Here is a 16,799-nt window from a genome sequence, read left to right as displayed (position 1 = left end):
TTACTGCTCACGAATAGCGGGATAAATAGATGTTTACATTATATTAACAATAACTTCATTTTATATTAATAAAGGTCTGTTACTATAATACATGAAAACCCCTTCATCCAAGGAGTAGTTTGGGACGAGGATAAGGAAGCTTATTCTCGTCACTTCCCTTTTGCATGACAAAATAGTTTCCACTTATTATGTTGAATATAGTTATAAAGAAAGCCGTTGTTTTTCTTCTCTCTTTGAGTCGTGGTAATATAGAGAGAAGAAAAGGAACGGTTTTTTCTATTGTATTGAAAAATCGTTTTAATTTTTTACGGGGAGGTTGTTCCATTTGGAAAAGAAAGTTGTTTTAGTTGATGGAAATAACATTGCGTATCGCGCGTTCTTTGCGTTGCCGCTTTTAAATAACGATAAAGGTATACATACAAATGCCATTTATGGTTTCACGATGATGCTAATGAGAATTTTAGAAGAAGAAAAACCAACGCATATGCTCGTTGCGTTTGATGCAGGGAAAACAACGTTTCGTCATAAAACATTTAGTGAGTATAAAGGTGGCCGCCAAAAAACGCCACCAGAATTATCAGAGCAGTTTCCATTCATTCGTGAATTGTTAGATGCATTTCATGTGCCTCGCTACGAATTAGAGAATTACGAAGCAGATGACATTATGGGAACATTGGCGAAAGAAGCGAGTGAGCAAGGTCTTCAAGTAAAAGTTATTTCAGGAGATAAAGATTTGCTTCAGCTCGTTTCAGACAATACCCGCGTTTGTATTCCGCGTAAAGGAATTACAGAAGTGGACGAGTATACGAAAGAAACGTTATTTGAAAAATATAGTTTATCTCCAAAGCAAATTATTGATATGAAAGGACTAATGGGAGATCAATCAGATAATATCCCAGGTGTCCCAGGTGTTGGCGAGAAGACAGCTATTAAATTGTTAACACAATTTGAAACAGTAGAGGCTGTATATGAAAACTTAGATAAAGTGAGCGGTAAGAAATTAAAAGAGAAGCTTGAAGAGAATAAAGAACAAGCATTGATGAGTAAAGAGTTAGCAACAATTATTACCGATGCACCAGTTACAATTCATTTAGAAGATCTTGCTTATAACGGATATGAGAATCATGATGTAATCCCAATGTTCGAGAATTTAGGATTCCATTCTCTCTTAACGAAATTAGGTGCACCAGTTGTAGAAACACCTGCAGCTGAGCTAGATGATATTTCATTTGAAATTGTAGAAGAAGTAACCGAGGAAATGTTGCAGCAGGATAGCGCAATCATTGTAGAAGTGCAAGAAGATAATTATCACGAAGCGGATATTCAAGGGTTTGGTATTCAAAACGAAAATGGATGTTACTTTGTTCCGGCTGATATTGCTCTTTCATCACAAGCTTTTACGGACTGGTTAGCGAATCCAGAAATGAAGAAGAATACATTTGACGCAAAGCGTGCAATTGTTTCGTTAAAGTGGAAAGGCTATGAAATAAAGGGAATTGATTTTGATTTATTAATTGCAGCATATTTACTTGACCCAGCAGAGACAGATAAAGATTTCCGTGCTGTTGCGAAAATGAAAGATATGCATGCTGTGCAATCAGATGAGGAAGTGTACGGAAAAGGTGCAAAACGTGCTGTACCAGAGCAGGAAGTTGTCGCGGAACACGTAGCACGAAAAGTACATGTGTTATATGATGTACAGCAATCGTTTGTTGAAGAGTTAAAAAATAATGAGCAGTACGAATTATTTACTGAGCTGGAAATGCCGCTTTGCCGCGTATTAGCAGATATGGAATGTAAGGGCGTTGTAGTTGATACGAATCGTCTCCGCGCTATGGGTGATGAATTGGCTACGCAGCTAAAGAAAATGGAAAAAGAAATTTATGAGCTTGCAGGAACAGAATTCAATATTAACTCGCCGAAGCAGCTTGGTGTCATCTTATTTGAAACTTTAAACTTACCGGTTATTAAGAAGACAAAAACAGGTTATTCTACATCGGCTGATGTTTTAGAAAAATTAATGGAGCATCATGAAATTATTGCGAAAATCTTGCATTATCGTCAGTTAGGGAAATTAAATTCTACGTACATCGAAGGATTATTAAAAGTCGTGTATACAGATTCGTCTAAAATTCATACGCGCTTTAACCAAGTGTTAACACAAACAGGGCGTTTAAGCTCAACGGAACCTAACTTACAAAACATTCCGATTCGTTTAGAGGAAGGTAGAAAAATACGTCAAGCGTTTATTCCGTCAGAAAAAGATTGGATCATGTTTGCGGCAGACTATTCTCAAATCGAATTACGTGTATTAGCCCATATTTCTAAAGATCATGGTTTAATTGAAGCGTTCCAACATGATATGGATATTCACACAAAAACAGCTATGGATGTGTTTGGTGTTGAAAAGGATGATGTAACCTCTAATATGAGACGTCAAGCGAAAGCGGTAAACTTCGGGATTGTATATGGAATTAGTGACTACGGTTTATCACAAAACCTAGGTATTACGCGAAAAGCAGCAGCAGATTTCATTCAAAAGTATTTAGATAGTTTTCCAGGAGTCAAAGAATATATGAGTGATATTGTGCAAGAGGCGAAACAAAAAGGCTATGTATCTACATTGCTAAATCGCCGTCGTTACATTCCAGAAATTACGAGTCGTAATTTTAATGTGCGCGGCTTTGCAGAGCGGACTGCAATGAACACGCCTATTCAAGGAAGTGCTGCTGATATTATCAAAAAAGCAATGATTATTATGGCGGATCGATTAGAAGAAGAAGGATTGCAAGCACGTTTGCTTTTACAAGTGCACGATGAACTTATTTTTGAAGTGCCGCAAGAAGAGGTAGAGAAGTTAGAGAAGCTTGTACCTGAAGTGATGGAGCATGCGATTGAGCTTTCCGTTCCATTAAAGGTTGATTATTCATACGGTCCAACGTGGTATGACGCAAAGTAAGGAAGTGATAGTATGCCAGAATTACCAGAAGTAGAAAATGTAAGGCGAACGCTAGAAGGGCTCGTCAAAGGAAAGACAATCGAAGAAGTGATTGTAACATATCCCAATTTGGTGAAAGAACCAGATGACGCCGAACTTTTTAAAGAGATGCTGCGCGGCGAAACGATTGAAGAGGTCAGACGCCGCGGCAAGTTTCTTCTTATATATGTAACCCGTTACGTCATTGTGTCCCATTTGCGAATGGAAGGGAAGTATATGCAAAGCGAAAGTGATGATCCAGTTGATAAGCATACACACGTCCGTTTTCGTTTTACAGACGGTACAGAACTTCGTTACAAAGATGTACGGAAATTCGGCACGATGCATCTGTTTAAAAAAGGTACAGAGTTTACAGTTATGCCGCTTGCGGATTTAGGGCCGGAGCCTTTTTCAACTGAGTTAACATCTGCGTATTTACAAGGAAAATTGCAAAAAACTGCTCGGAAAGTAAAGGTTGCCTTACTGGATCAACGTATTTTAGTGGGCCTTGGTAATATATATGTAGATGAAGTGTTATTTCGTTCACGTATTCACCCAGAGCGAGAAGCGTCTTCTTTAACAAATGAAGAATTTGAAACGTTGTATAAAGAAATCGTTGCAACGTTATCGGAAGCGGTAGAACGCGGTGGAAGTACGATTCGTACGTATGTAAATTCACAAGGAAAGATTGGTTCATTTCAAGAGCGTCTTTATGTATACGGAAGAAAAGGTGAGCCATGTATAACATGCGGCACTTTGCTTGAAAAAACAGTTGTTGGCGGGCGTGGTACACATTATTGTCCGGCTTGTCAGCCGAAAAGTTAAACAAACGAAACATTGGTAAAAAGATTTACTGACAGCAATATCATTTTATTCTGCTAACTGCCCGTAAAAGCCCGATTGGTGAGGGCTTTCCATCAGTGGGGGATGAAAAAAACACTGATGGAAGTTTCATTTTATTTTTCATAATAACATCGGATAGGCTTTTGTCATATATATAAGCAAAGCTATATATAGGGAAGGAGCTTATCGATGTATCATTATTTCTCTCTTATTTTATTAGCTTTTACGTTAAGTTTAGATAGCTGTAGTGTAGGACTGACGTACGGGCTCCGGAATGTTCGTATTCCATTGAAATCAATTATTGTAATTGGGATTTGTTCAGCTGTTGTGATGATATTCTCAATGGGAATCGGACATATGATTGCTCAAATTTTTTCACCGGTGCTGGCGAAAAGAATTGGAGGATTCGTTCTTGTAGTAATCGGTGCGTGGGTGTTGTATCAATTTTTTCAAAGTGATAAAAAAGAGGATGCAATGCAAGAAGAAAAAGTATGGAACTTAGAAATTGCGTCTCTCGGTCTTGTCATTCAAATTTTACGAAAACCAACTGTTGCTGATTTTGATAAGTCTGGGATCATTTCGGGAATAGAAGCACTTCTCCTTGGTATGGCACTTTCATTAGATTCATTTGGAGCTGGGATTGGTGCCTCTTTACTTGGATATTCCCCGTTCATGATGGCAGGATTAGTTGCGGTAATGAGCTCGCTATTTTTGTTCAGCGGAATGAAAGTAGGGACCGTATTATCAAATATGCGATGGCTACAAAAATTCACGTTTTTACCAGGTGTATTACTTATTATTATTGGAATTTGGAAAATGTAAAAGACGTGAAACGATTGTTTCACGTCTTTTATTATAAGGGGGATTATGATGACAGTTGTAATTGGATTAACAGGCGGCATTGCTAGTGGGAAAAGTACGGTATCAAAAATGTTTCAAGGTTTTCACATTCCAGTCATTGATGCAGATATTATTGCAAGGGAAGTTGTAGAGCCTGGTAAGGAAGCGTATAACGAAATTGTAAAAGCATTTGGAAAAGAAGTGCTTGAGGAAAATGGAGAGTTAAATCGCCCAAATCTTGGCAGCATTGTATTCCACAATGAAGAAAAACGGTTGCTGTTAAATGGTATTGTGCATCCAGCTGTACGAAAGGAAATGAATGCACAAAAGGATAGATACATAAGAGAAAATGCGCAAGCGGTTGTGCTCGATATTCCACTCTTATTTGAGAGTAAATTAACAAGTCTTGTCGATCGAATTTTACTCGTTTATGTGGACAATGAAACGCAAATGACCAGGTTAAAGGAACGCAATAATTTTACAGAAGAAGAGGCAAAAGCACGAATTGCTTCGCAAATGCCATTGCAAGAGAAAATAGCATTAGCAGATAAAGTGATTAATAATAATGGCACAATAGAAGAGACGAAAGCACAATTAAGTAGCATTTTAATGGAATGGAACATTATTAAATAAAAAAACTTGAAAATGATGAAATTGTTTAGTGACATATCCTCTTTTTGTGTTATACTATTATTGGGATTAGAGATAAATAGTATAACGCAATCAAGGGGGATAACATATTATGATTCGTGTGGCAATTAATGGTTTTGGACGTATTGGGAGAATGGTGTTTCGTCAGGCAGTAAAAGAAAGCGCATTCGAAATTGTAGCGATTAATGCGAGCTACCCATCTGAAACGTTAGCACATTTAATTAAATATGATACAGTTCACGGTAAATTTGATGGTACAGTAGAAGCGTTTGAAGATCATTTATTAGTAGATGGTAAAATGATTCGCCTTTTAAACAACCGCGATCCAAAAGAATTGCCTTGGAAAGAAATGGAAGTAGATATTGTAATAGAAGCGACAGGTAAATTTAATTCTAAAGAAAAAGCAAGTCTTCACGTAGAAGCTGGTGCGAAAAACGTTATTTTAACTGCACCAGGAAAAAATGAAGATGTAACAATTGTTGTTGGTGTAAACGACGAACAACTTGATATTACAAAACATACCGTTATTTCAAATGCATCTTGTACAACAAACTGTTTAGCACCTGTTGTAAAGGTGTTAGATGAGCAGTTTGGAATTGAAAACGGTTTAATGACAACAGTTCATGCATATACAAATGACCAAAAAAATATTGATAATCCACATAAAGACTTACGTAGAGCACGCGCTTGCGGGCAGTCTATCATTCCAACAACGACAGGTGCTGCGAAAGCGTTAGCAAAAGTTCTTCCGCATTTAAATGGAAAACTTCATGGTATGGCACTTCGCGTTCCGACGCCAAATGTATCTCTTGTTGACTTAGTTGTAGATGTAAAACGCGACGTAACAGTAGAAGAGATTAATGAAGCATTTATGAATGTTGCGAATGGTGCATTAAAAGGAATTGTCGCATTTAGCGATGAGCCGCTTGTTTCTATCGATTTTAATACAAATACGCATTCTGCAATTATCGATGGTTTATCTACAATGGTAATGGGCAATCGAAAAGTAAAAGTACTTGCTTGGTACGATAACGAATGGGGCTATTCTCGTCGTGTTGTAGACCTTGTAAAGCTTGTTGTAGATCAATTTGTGAAACAAGAAAACGTACAACATATTTAATAGATGAGAAAAGGGCAGGCGTTAGCCTGTCCTTTTTTCTTTTTATAATAGAAAAATATTACATATTTTTTCTGTGTAAATCACCTAGAACAGCTATGATTACTGCGATTTTGAATCTTTTCTCTTTTTAAAGAAAAATAAAAGGAAAAGTGTCATCAAAAAAAATAAAAAACTGTTGTTGCAAAATGAAAATAAACAAAGTATACTAACATTCGTAAACTTAAGAGCTGAGGTGGTAGTCACTACTTAAAGGGTTAGGACCTCTCTGGACTAACTTTCCCCCGTGGTAGTGGAGCAAGCCAAATTGCAAATTAGTTTTCAATTCGAACAGTTAAATTAAATTAACAAGGGGGAACTGTAGAATGGATACTATGGATACTATGGGTCGTCACGTAATCGCGGAACTTTGGGATTGCGATTTCGACAAGCTTAATGATATGCCTTATATTGAAAAATTATTTGTGGATGCAGCACTTCGAGCAGGCGCTGAAGTACGTGAGGTTGCTTTTCATAAATTTGCACCACAAGGTGTAAGTGGAGTTGTAATTATTTCTGAATCTCACTTAACAATTCACAGCTTTCCGGAGCATGGTTATGCAAGTATTGATGTATATACTTGTGGTGACCGCATTGATCCAAATGTTGCTGCAGAGTACATCGCTGAAGGTTTAGGAGCAAAAACGAGAGAGAGCATTGAACTTCCTCGTGGTACAGGTAGCTTCGAAATTAAGCAAAGAGAGACAAAAGCTCTTTAAAAAAGAAGATAATTGATTTAAAATGTAAAGAGGTGTATAATGCACCTCTTTTTAGTATTTCTATATCTATTTTATAAGAAGAAATTTGTTGATACATAAGTATATTTGATTAAGTGTTTATAATATAGAAGAGAAAATTCTTGTTTATAATGTTTTAGTTTTGTTAAGATAAAATTAAATTGTAAAGGAGTGAATGGATTGCGTTGTCCATCCTGTTTTCACAATGGTACGAGAGTATTGGATTCGCGTCCGGTTGACGAAGGACGATCAATTCGCAGAAGAAGAGAGTGCGAAAGCTGTTTCAATCGCTTTACAACATTTGAACGTGTCGAAGAGCCGCCACTTATTGTTGTAAAGAAAGAAGGGACGCGAGAAGAATTTAACAAAGAGAAAATTTTGCGTGGTTTAATTAAAGCGTGTGAAAAGCGGCCTGTAACGTTAAAACAATTAGAAGAAATCACGCAACATGTAGAACGGGAATTGCGTAACTTAGGAATGTCAGAAGTAAAAAGCGATATGATTGGTGAAATGGTCATGGAAGCGCTTCGTGATATTGATGATGTTGCATATGTGCGTTTTGCATCTGTTTACCGACAATTTAAAGATTTGAACGTATTTATTGAAGAGTTGAAAGATATTCTTCAAAAAGAACGAAAATAAAAGAGCTAGAAGCGTAAGCTATTAGCTCTTTTTTCACTCATAATGATAATAAGAATGGATGACAGAAAGGATTTGCAAGGATGGAAAGACAGTTATGGATGGAACTGTTGCCAATTGACCGTTATAAAGTAAGTGCAAGAGGGCTGCTCAGCAACTATGATCGTAAAGTGCTGACAATGTTATATCAGCCGCTAGTTGGCAGTAAAGCTTTTAGCCTATATATGACATTATGGGGAGAGTTAGAGCAGGACCGTTTATTTGGAAAAGAAAATACACATCATTCTATTATGGTAACAATGCAAATGCAGCTCCCGGATATTTATGAAGAACGTCTAAAACTAGAGGCGATAGGACTTTTAAATGTGTATGTGAAAAAGGAAAAAGATATTCGCATGTTTATTTATGAGTTACAGCCACCGCTTATGCCAAAACAATTTTTTGATGATATTGTATTAAGTATTTTTTTATATAACCGCTTAAGCAAGGCGAAATATAATCAAGTGAAGCAGTATTTCTTAGAAGAAGAATTTGACTTTGCTTCATATGAAAATGCAACACGATCCTTTAATGATGTGTTTGGTTCTTTTAATCCAGGACAAGTTGAGCATGCAAAGGAAGAACTGCTTATACCGAACGCAACTGTGATGCCGAGCAGAGCAGAGGGGAATGTACCTCAAATTTGGAATGATTTCTTTGATTTTTCATTATTTGTAGAAGGATTGTCAGCGCTTGTGCCGCGCAAAGCGATTACGGATCAAATGCGTGAATGTGTGATTATATTAGCTTATGTATACGGCATTGATCCGTTATCCATGCAAAATATTGTTCTTGGTGCTGTTACGGAGCATAATACAATTGATATGGAACGATTGCGAAAAGGTGCGCGTGATTGGTACCAATTTGAGAATGGACAGGCACTTCCTAAGTTTAGTGAGCGGACGCAGCCATTGCATGCGCGGACGATGAAGGAGAAAGAACCGACAACACAAGAAGAGATGCTCATTAAACAGCTAGAGGAAATTTCTCCAAGAGAGTTATTAAAAGAAATTTCGGGCGGGGCTGAGCCGACGAAGGCTGATTTGCAAATTATTGAAGATGTTATGTTGAAACAGAAGTTAACGCCAGGTGTTGTAAATGTACTTATTTATTATGTAATGCTTCGTTCTGATATGAAGTTGGCGAAATCGTATGTAGAGAAAATTGCCGGACACTGGGCCCGTAAAAAAATTACAACCGTAACGGAAGCGATGGGGCTTGCGAAAGAGGAAAATCGTCAATATCAAGAATGGGCAGAAACAAAGAAAAAAGGAAAGACAACGAAGAAAACGGTTCGTAAAGAACTTGTACCAGACTGGTTAAAGGAACAAACAGAAGATAGCGAGCCATCACATCACGGTGAAGAGCAGGGAAAATTAGAAGAAGAGCGTAAAAAGTTAGAGGAAGAGCTGAAAAAATATAAGCGAAACTAACAGAGGCGAGCTCCTTTTGAGGTGAAGAAATGGAACCAATTCAAAATACATTTGCGAAGTTAATGAAAAATGAAAATTTTAAGAATAGATATGAAGTATTAAAAGAAGAGGTAATGGCGCATCCGCGTGTGAAAGCATTTATAGAAGAACATCAAGGCGAAGTAACAATGTCGATGGTTGAGCGCAGTCTTGTGAAGCTATATGAGTACATTGGGCAAAGCGTTGGATGTAAAGATTGCCCGAACTTAGAATCATGTAAAAACATGATTCAAGGGTACGAACCGAAGCTTATTATTCAAGGGAAGATGATTGATATTCAATACGATCGCTGCGTAAGAAAAGTGGCTTATGATGAACGGAAAAAGCATGAGAAACTGATTCAAAGTGTGTATATGCCAAGTGATATTTTGCAAGCTTCTATGGAAAACTTAGATCCATCCGATTTAGAGCCGCGTATTCAAGCGATTCGTGCTGCAAATGAATTTTTAAGTGAATATGAGTTAGGAAAAAAAGTGCAGGCGTTATATTTCTACGGGTCATTTGGAGTAGGGAAAACATATCTTTTAGGGGCGATTGCCAATGAACTAGCACTACGCAAAATTAGTTCTATGATTGTCTACTTGCCAGAATTTTTACGTGAAATTAAAAGCTCATTGCAGAATAATACAATTAGCGAAAAAATTGATGCGGTAAAACGTGTTCCGGTACTCATGTTAGATGATATTGGCGCGGAAGCGATGTCAAGCTTTGTGCGCGATGATGTACTTGGAGCGATTTTACAATTCCGTATGCTGGAGAACTTACCGACGTTTTTCACATCTAACTTTGATTTTAAACAATTGGAGCATCATTTAACGTATACACAGCGCGGAGAAGAAGAAGAAATGAAAGCAGCTCGCATTATGGAGCGTATTAAATATTTAGCAAAGCCGATTCCTATTGGCGGAAAAAACCGTAGGCATACGTAAAGAGCAAGCAGTGAGCTTGCTCTTTTTTGTTGTATATAAGTTAACTTTTTTAGAGGGAGACGAGAGCATCTGGCCGTGTCGCTGTTATGTAAAATGGATTTATACAGTTTGTTTTCGTTCAAAAATAAGTTCGAAATATGCAGCTGATCCAGTTCCTGCTATACTAGGAGCGAAAATTTGTACAAAGCGCCAACCTTCTTTAGCATGTTCTGTAATAATTGTGTGATAATCTTCTTTTGGTTTAGATGCCATTAGACCGGATTTTAGTTCGATTTTTACAAATTTGTATTCGTGCATATTGTATCGCTCCTTTTAAAACCTTTTTAGTAAAATTATACAATAAAAATAGCTTATGAATATGAAAAATTCATGCTAGCTTGTATCATTTTTTGTACATCCCCCTAATATATATGGAAATAGCAAGAATTATAAAAGGGGGGACAAAAGTGATTGAAATTTGCTTCGAAGAAAAAAATGATGCTATTGTTATATATAAAGAGCTTAAAAAAAGGACAGATCATATATATGAAGAAATAAGCATTTACTTGTACGAACAAATGGTAATTGTTCATATACCAATACAAGAGTCGCGATATATTGATAAAGTGGTTATTCCTGTATTTATGCAATATATTACCAACACAAAACAAGATGAATGGATAAGCGCGATTTTAAAAGATAAATTTTATTATGAAGAGCGGGAAGAACGAAACCAAATTTTACATATGGCTCATTCTATTTTAAAAGGGAAACGAAAAGGATTAATAGATGCACCTTCGAAGGAAAGAGGGAAAGAATTGGTGCTTTCTTCTTTGCGAGGCTGGATGCATGATACAATGTCTTTTTCGTTTGGAGCATATATTCGTTTTCGCTTGAGAAAGTACAATGAATTTTTATATCGAACGGCGGAGATGGCGATCGATGAATATAAGTTAGAACAAGAGTATCAAATGTTCGTAGAAACACTTCGCCAACAAGTAAGCATTCGAAAATCACGTTTATCTTGCTTGCATCTCGTGTTTAATGATAGTTGTATTTTTTATGATGAAAAGGGGCGACGTTTAAAACAAGAAAAACTTGTTCAGTATATAGAAGAAGAAGTACTCTCTCAAAAAGATGTATACATTGATCCAAATGTTATGGCACCGCTTCTGTCGATCGCGCCTAACAAAATTCATCTGTATGCGAAAGAACAAGATCATAATATGATTGTAACGATTCAAAATGTATTTCAAGAGAGAGTGCAGTTATATGCGCTTCATGAATTTGAAAAGAATGTGAAAAAATTTAAAAATAAAGGGAACGCCCTTGATTTTCTAAATTTTTGAGCATATAATTACGTACATACACGAAAATACATCGAAATGTTACGATGAGGACATGAGTAGTTATCTACGATTCTCAGAGAGAGAAGCCTTAGGCTGTGAGCTTCTTAATACGAGATTATTACTTACCACCTCTGAACTTCAGCAGTGAACGAATGTCTAGTAATTGCTGACGGCAAGTGCCGTTATCATGAACTTGAGCAGTTAACAATGTGTTAGCTGGAACAAGGGTGGAACCGCGAATTCAACACTCGTCCCTTTTTATAGGGATGGGTGTTTTTTATTTTGACTATGAAAAAGGAGTGACTTAAGATGGCAGATGTAGTAAAAATTACATTTCCAGACGGAGCTGTGAAGGAATTTCCAAAAGGAACAACAACTGAAGATATTGCTGCTTCTATTAGCCCTGGCTTAAAGAAAAAAGCGATTGCAGGGAAATTAAATGAGGAAATGGTAGACTTACTTACACCGATTGAGCAAGATGGTGCAATTTCTATCATTACATTAGATTCTGAAGATGGGCTATACATTTTACGCCACTCAACAGCTCACTTATTAGCGCAAGCATTAAAGCGTTTATATAAAGATGTGAAGCTTGGAATTGGGCCTGTAATTGAAAACGGCTTCTACTATGATATCGATATGGAAGAAGCGATTACAGTTGAAGATTTCCCGAAAATCGAAAAAGAAATGCAAAAGATTGTGAACGAGAACTTAGAAATCGTTCGTCATGAAGTACCGCGTGCGGAAGCACTTCGTCGTTATGAAGAAATTGGCGATGAACTAAAATTAGAATTAATTAACGATCTTCCAGAAGATGCGGTTATTTCAATTTATGAACAGGGCGAATTCTTCGACCTTTGCCGCGGTGTTCACCTTCCGTCTACAGGGAAAATTAAAGTATTTAAATTGTTAAGCGTTGCAGGTGCTTACTGGCGCGGCGATAGCGATAACAAAATGTTACAACGTATTTATGGTACTGCATTCGTGAAAAAAGCAGAATTAGATGAGCACTTACGTATGCTTGAAGAAGCGAAAGAGCGTGATCATCGTAAATTAGGTAAAGAGTTAAAACTATTTACAAATAGCCAAAAAGTAGGACAAGGCTTACCGCTTTGGTTACCAAAAGGTGCAACAATCCGCCGTATTATCGAGCGTTACATTGTTGATAAAGAAGTAAGCTTAGGATATGACCACGTATATACTCCAGTATTAGGAAGCCGAGACCTTTATGAAACTTCTGGTCACTGGAATCACTACCGAGATGGCATGTTCCCATCAATGGAAATGGATAATGAAGAATTAGTACTTCGTCCGATGAACTGCCCTCACCATATGATGGTGTATAAAAACGATATCCACAGCTACCGTGAGCTACCAATCCGTATTGCGGAGCTTGGAACAATGCACCGTTATGAAATGTCTGGTGCGCTATCTGGATTACAACGTGTACGCGGTATGACTTTAAATGATGCGCACATTTTCGTTCGTCCAGATCAAATTAAAGAAGAGTTAAAACGCGTTGTAAACTTAACTTTAGAAGTATACAAAGACTTCGGATTAGAAAATTATTCATTCCGTTTATCTTACCGTGATCCAGAAGATACTAAAAAGTATTATGATGACGATGAAATGTGGGAAAGAGCACAAGGCATGTTAAAAGAGGCTATGGATGAAATGGGTCTTGAGTATTATGAAGCAGAAGGTGAAGCGGCATTCTACGGTCCAAAACTTGACGTGCAAGTTCGTACTGCGCTTGGAAAAGACGAAACACTTTCAACTGTACAATTAGACTTCTTACTTCCAGAACGCTTTGAGTTAACTTACATCGGTGAAGATGGTAAACATCATCGCCCAGTTGTTATTCACCGCGGTGTTGTATCAACTATGGAACGCTTTGTTGCCTTCTTAATTGAAGAGTACAAAGGTGCATTCCCAACATGGTTAGCGCCGGTTCAAGTACAAGTAATTCCAGTTTCTCCGCAAGTACATTTAGACTACGCGAAGAAAGTACAAGAAGAATTGCAACGTGCTGGTATTCGTGTTGAAGTGGATACTCGTGATGAGAAAATTGGTTACAAAATCCGCGAGGCACAAATGCAAAAAATTCCGTATATGCTTGTAGTAGGTGACAATGAAGTTGCTGAAACTGGTGTAAACGTACGTAAATATGGTGAACAAAAATCAGAAACAATCTCATTAGATGCTTTCATTGACTTAATTAAAGTTGAAGGAAAACGATAAGAAAAAGTCGCGGTTTGTCCGCGGCTTTTTTGTACGCTTATAGTTGGTAATAAGAACCAAAGACTGCTTTGTATAAAAAAATGTTGCATGTATTCATTTTGTTTGTTACAATATTTTTTGTTGTTACTTAAGAAGTAGAGCTTCTTGACATGCATTATGTCCTATGGTAAAATCATCAAGGATAATAGAATACGGATTTGTGGAACAAGTAGAAGCACCCGCTTCTCACCTGATTGACGCGAAAGCAGTTGACAGGTAAGTATTTCTTACTAGAGATATTATAAGTGTGGGTGTTGTATGCCCGCACTTTTTTGTTTGGGTTCTTCCTTCCCAAAACGTATTCCCATAAAACCTTGGAGGTGGCTTACTATTAGCAAGGACATGATGATTAACGAGCAAATTCGTGCACGTGAAGTACGTTTAGTTGGTGCAAATGGTGATCAACTTGGAATTAAGTCTCGTCAAGAAGCATTAGATATGGCTGCGAACGTAAATCTTGATCTAGTATTAGTTGCTCCAAATGCGAAACCACCAGTATGCCGTATTATGGACTACGGAAAATTCCGCTTTGAGCAACAAAAGAAAGAAAAAGAGCAGCGTAAAAATCAAAAAATCATTAGTATGAAAGAAGTTCGTTTAAGTCCAACAATTGATGAACATGACTTTAACACAAAACTTCGCAATGCTATTAAATTCTTGGAGAAAGGCGACAAAGTTAAAGCGTCTATTCGCTTTAAAGGTCGTGCTATTACTCATAAAGAAATCGGTCAACGTGTTTTAGATCGCTTCTCTGAAGCTTGTGCTGAAGTTAGTACAATTGAATCTAAGCCAAAAATGGAAGGACGCAGTATGTTCTTAGTTTTAGCACCGAAAAATGATAAGTAATAAATAGAGGAGGAAATCACTATGCCTAAACAGAAAACTCACCGCGGCGCTGCAAAGCGTTTCAAAAAAACAGGATCTGGTAAACTAAAGCGTTCTCACGCTTACACAAGCCACTTATTCGCTAACAAATCTACAAAAGCTAAACGTAAATTACGTAAAGCTGGTGTAGTAAGCGCTGGTGACTTCAAACGTATTCGTCAAATGCTTGACAACATGTAATTCATATTTTGTTCAGATAGATATCTAGGAGGGAAATAATATGCCAAGAGTAAAAGGTGGTACGGTTACTCGTCAACGTCGTAAAAAAATTATTAAATTAGCAAAAGGTTACTACGGTTCTAAACATACATTATACAAAGTTGCTAACCAACAAGTAATGAAATCTTTAATGTATGCGTTCCGTGACCGTCGTCAAAAGAAACGTGACTTCCGTAAATTATGGATCACTCGTATTAACGCAGCTGCTCGTATGAACGGTCTTTCTTACAGCCGTTTAATGAATGGTCTTAAGCTTGCTGGTATCGAAGTAAACCGCAAAATGCTTGCTGACCTAGCTGTTCATGACGAAAAAGCTTTCGCTGAATTAGCAACAGCTGCTAAAACTGCTATAAACAAGTAATTGATCAAAAATCCTTAGGACATTGTTCCTAAGGATTTTTTTTATCATATCTGGCGAGAAGACCCTCACCTCAAGCGTGAAACGGTAGGTGGGGGTAGTTCAATGTTTATTATGAAAGAATAAATCCTAATATTCATAAAAAATTCAAAAAATAACCAAAAAAGTTCCTCTTTGGTAAATAAAAATGCTTTAATATGGAAATGAAAACTTTTCCAAAAAGCGGGTTGAAGGAGGAATTCATTTGAAAGCGGCTGTTGTAAACCAATTTAAAGAACAATTAGAGGTTAAGGATGTACCGAAACCGAAAGCAGGTCCAAATCAAGTACTTGTACATATTCACGCATGCGGCGTTTGTCATACTGACTTGCATGCAGCGCACGGTGATTGGCCAGTAAAGCCGAAGCTGCCATTAATTCCAGGACATGAAGGTGTTGGGGTGATTGAAGAAGTTGGCGAAGGTGTTACACATTTAAAAGTTGGTGATCGTGTTGGTATTCCATGGCTATATTCAGCATGTGGCCATTGTGAATACTGTTTAACAGGAAGAGAAACACTTTGCTTAGATCAACATAACGCTGGTTATTCTGTTGATGGCGGTTATGCGGAATATTGCGTTGCGGCAGCGGATTATGTCATGCAAGTGCCTGAGAGTTTAAGTTTTATTGACGCTGCACCGCTCTTTTGTGCAGGTGTTACAACATATAAAGCGCTAAAAGTATCGGAAGCAAAACCTGGACAGTGGGTTGCTATTTTTGGAATTGGCGGACTTGGACACTTAGCAGTACAATATGCAAAAGAAATGGGATTACACGTTGTAGCTGTGGATACAGTTGATGAAAAGCTTGAACTCGCAAAAGAATTAGGGGCAGATTTAGTGATAAATCCGTTAAAAGAGGATGCAGCGCTATGGATTCATGAACAAGTAAATGGTGTACATGCTTCCATTTGTACAGCTGTGTCGAAGCCTGCATTTGACCAAGCTTACCGTGCGGTGCGCCGAGGCGGAGCATGTGTTGCAGTTGGTTTACCGCCGGAAGTGATGGAAGTACCAATTTTTGATACAGTGTTAAATGCTGTAAAGATTGTTGGTTCCATTGTTGGGACTCGTAAAGATTTACAAGAAGCACTGCAATTTGCAGCGGAAGGAAAAGTAAAAGTAATCATTGAAACGCGTCACCTTCATGAAATTAACGATGTATTTGCTGAAATGGAAGAAGGAAAGATTAATGGACGTGTTGTATTAGATATGACAAAGTGAGAATAAAAGATACAATAATATAGAAGAATAAACATAAAAAGTCGGAGAGGTTCTCTGGCTTTTTATGTTTATTTGCATGAAATATGCTGTAACACAGGAACTTAACATAGACAATCTTGTCTTTCCACACGAAACTAGCGCTGTTATAATGTAAGAATATAACTAGGTTATTTGTTTATATTTAC

General features: G+C 37.4%; 16 protein-coding genes and 2 other annotated features. Of the genes, 15 read left to right on the top strand and 1 reads right to left on the bottom strand.

The annotated features are described in order from the left end of the window. Positions 1 to 325: 325 nt before the first annotated feature. From polA to dnaI, 9 genes are all read left to right on the top strand, one after another. A complete protein-coding gene (polA, locus tag V7024_RS02735) occupies positions 326 to 2,959 on the top strand; it encodes a DNA polymerase I (protein WP_335515303.1) in 2,634 nt (877 codons plus the stop codon). Positions 2,960 to 2,971: 12 nt separating this feature from the next. Beyond that, positions 2,972 to 3,802, top strand: coding sequence for a DNA-formamidopyrimidine glycosylase (mutM, locus tag V7024_RS02730; protein ID WP_335515300.1), 831 nt, complete (start codon positions 2,972 to 2,974; stop codon positions 3,800 to 3,802). 207 nt (positions 3,803 to 4,009) lie between these two features. Next, on the top strand, positions 4,010 to 4,642 hold the full coding sequence (gene ytaF / locus V7024_RS02725; RefSeq protein WP_335515297.1) for a sporulation membrane protein YtaF: 633 nt from the start codon (positions 4,010 to 4,012) through the stop codon (positions 4,640 to 4,642). Between the two features lie 48 nt (positions 4,643 to 4,690). Next, the gene (gene coaE / locus V7024_RS02720; protein ID WP_335515294.1) at positions 4,691 to 5,293 is read left to right on the top strand and encodes a dephospho-CoA kinase; all 603 of its coding nucleotides are present in this window, start codon (positions 4,691 to 4,693) and stop codon (positions 5,291 to 5,293) included. A 109-nt stretch (positions 5,294 to 5,402) separates the two neighbouring features. Continuing rightward, entirely contained in the window at positions 5,403 to 6,431 is a 1,029-nt protein-coding gene (locus V7024_RS02715) for a glyceraldehyde-3-phosphate dehydrogenase (RefSeq protein ID WP_335515292.1), read from the top strand. Positions 6,432 to 6,802: 371 nt separating this feature from the next. Further along, a complete protein-coding gene (gene speD, locus V7024_RS02710; RefSeq protein ID WP_170857660.1) occupies positions 6,803 to 7,186 on the top strand; it encodes an adenosylmethionine decarboxylase in 384 nt (127 codons plus the stop codon). A gap of 198 nt (positions 7,187 to 7,384) precedes the next feature. Beyond that, entirely contained in the window at positions 7,385 to 7,846 is a 462-nt protein-coding gene (gene nrdR, locus V7024_RS02705) for a transcriptional regulator NrdR (protein ID WP_020062436.1), read from the top strand. A gap of 80 nt (positions 7,847 to 7,926) precedes the next feature. Then, positions 7,927 to 9,315, top strand: coding sequence for a replication initiation and membrane attachment family protein (locus V7024_RS02700; RefSeq protein ID WP_335515288.1), 1,389 nt, complete (start codon positions 7,927 to 7,929; stop codon positions 9,313 to 9,315). 29 nt (positions 9,316 to 9,344) lie between these two features. Further along, positions 9,345 to 10,283, top strand: coding sequence for a primosomal protein DnaI (dnaI, locus tag V7024_RS02695; protein WP_335515285.1), 939 nt, complete (start codon positions 9,345 to 9,347; stop codon positions 10,281 to 10,283). Positions 10,284 to 10,382: 99 nt separating this feature from the next. Here the strand turns inward: dnaI and V7024_RS02690 are convergent, their stop codons facing one another. Beyond that, a complete protein-coding gene (locus V7024_RS02690; protein WP_335515282.1) occupies positions 10,383 to 10,580 on the bottom strand; it encodes a DUF4177 domain-containing protein in 198 nt (65 codons plus the stop codon). A 149-nt stretch (positions 10,581 to 10,729) separates the two neighbouring features. Between V7024_RS02690 and ytxC the strand changes: the two genes are divergently transcribed. The 6 genes from ytxC to adhP all read left to right on the top strand — a co-directional run bounded on the left by ytxC (position 10,730) and on the right by adhP (position 16,614). Then, the gene (gene ytxC, locus V7024_RS02685; RefSeq protein WP_335515279.1) at positions 10,730 to 11,611 is read left to right on the top strand and encodes a putative sporulation protein YtxC; all 882 of its coding nucleotides are present in this window, start codon (positions 10,730 to 10,732) and stop codon (positions 11,609 to 11,611) included. Between the two features lie 32 nt (positions 11,612 to 11,643). Then, positions 11,644 to 11,870 (top strand) — a binding site (T-box leader). A gap of 50 nt (positions 11,871 to 11,920) precedes the next feature. Next, positions 11,921 to 13,852 (top strand): threonine--tRNA ligase, encoded by a 1,932-nt coding sequence (gene thrS, locus V7024_RS02680; protein WP_335515277.1) that lies wholly within the window; start codon positions 11,921 to 11,923, stop codon positions 13,850 to 13,852. 200 nt (positions 13,853 to 14,052) lie between these two features. Further along, positions 14,053 to 14,171 (top strand) — a sequence feature (ribosomal protein L20 leader region). Between the two features lie 62 nt (positions 14,172 to 14,233). Further along, entirely contained in the window at positions 14,234 to 14,737 is a 504-nt protein-coding gene (infC, locus tag V7024_RS02675; protein ID WP_020060081.1) for a translation initiation factor IF-3, read from the top strand. Positions 14,738 to 14,758: 21 nt separating this feature from the next. Next, positions 14,759 to 14,956 (top strand): 50S ribosomal protein L35, encoded by a 198-nt coding sequence (gene rpmI, locus V7024_RS02670; RefSeq protein WP_020060080.1) that lies wholly within the window; start codon positions 14,759 to 14,761, stop codon positions 14,954 to 14,956. 40 nt (positions 14,957 to 14,996) lie between these two features. After that, positions 14,997 to 15,356 (top strand): 50S ribosomal protein L20, encoded by a 360-nt coding sequence (gene rplT, locus V7024_RS02665; protein ID WP_335515274.1) that lies wholly within the window; start codon positions 14,997 to 14,999, stop codon positions 15,354 to 15,356. A gap of 241 nt (positions 15,357 to 15,597) precedes the next feature. Further along, complete coding sequence (adhP, locus tag V7024_RS02660; RefSeq protein WP_335515271.1) at positions 15,598 to 16,614, top strand: alcohol dehydrogenase AdhP; 1,017 nt, start codon at positions 15,598 to 15,600, stop codon at positions 16,612 to 16,614. The last annotated feature ends 185 nt before the right edge of the window (positions 16,615 to 16,799 follow it).

The organism is Bacillus sp. JJ864 (genome assembly GCF_036963045.1).
GTDB classification, from domain to species: Bacteria; Bacillota; Bacilli; order Bacillales; family Bacillaceae_G; genus Bacillus_A; species Bacillus_A pseudomycoides_C.
This window is presented reverse-complemented; position numbering and strand designations above follow the sequence as displayed.

Coding starts and splice junctions, on each gene's coding strand:
- coaE (WP_335515294.1), top strand. CDS start 4,691: ATGACAGTTGTAATTGGATTAACAGGCGGCATTGCTAGTGGGAAAAGT.
- rpmI (WP_020060080.1), top strand. CDS start 14,759: ATGCCTAAACAGAAAACTCACCGCGGCGCTGCAAAGCGTTTCAAAAAA.
- V7024_RS02690 (WP_335515282.1), bottom strand. CDS start 10,580: ATGCACGAATACAAATTTGTAAAAATCGAACTAAAATCCGGTCTAATG.
- V7024_RS02715 (WP_335515292.1), top strand. CDS start 5,403: ATGATTCGTGTGGCAATTAATGGTTTTGGACGTATTGGGAGAATGGTG.
- ytaF (WP_335515297.1), top strand. CDS start 4,010: ATGTATCATTATTTCTCTCTTATTTTATTAGCTTTTACGTTAAGTTTA.
- thrS (WP_335515277.1), top strand. CDS start 11,921: ATGGCAGATGTAGTAAAAATTACATTTCCAGACGGAGCTGTGAAGGAA.
- mutM (WP_335515300.1), top strand. CDS start 2,972: ATGCCAGAATTACCAGAAGTAGAAAATGTAAGGCGAACGCTAGAAGGG.
- rplT (WP_335515274.1), top strand. CDS start 14,997: ATGCCAAGAGTAAAAGGTGGTACGGTTACTCGTCAACGTCGTAAAAAA.
- V7024_RS02700 (WP_335515288.1), top strand. CDS start 7,927: ATGGAAAGACAGTTATGGATGGAACTGTTGCCAATTGACCGTTATAAA.
- dnaI (WP_335515285.1), top strand. CDS start 9,345: ATGGAACCAATTCAAAATACATTTGCGAAGTTAATGAAAAATGAAAAT.
- speD (WP_170857660.1), top strand. CDS start 6,803: ATGGATACTATGGGTCGTCACGTAATCGCGGAACTTTGGGATTGCGAT.
- infC (WP_020060081.1), top strand. CDS start 14,234: ATGATGATTAACGAGCAAATTCGTGCACGTGAAGTACGTTTAGTTGGT.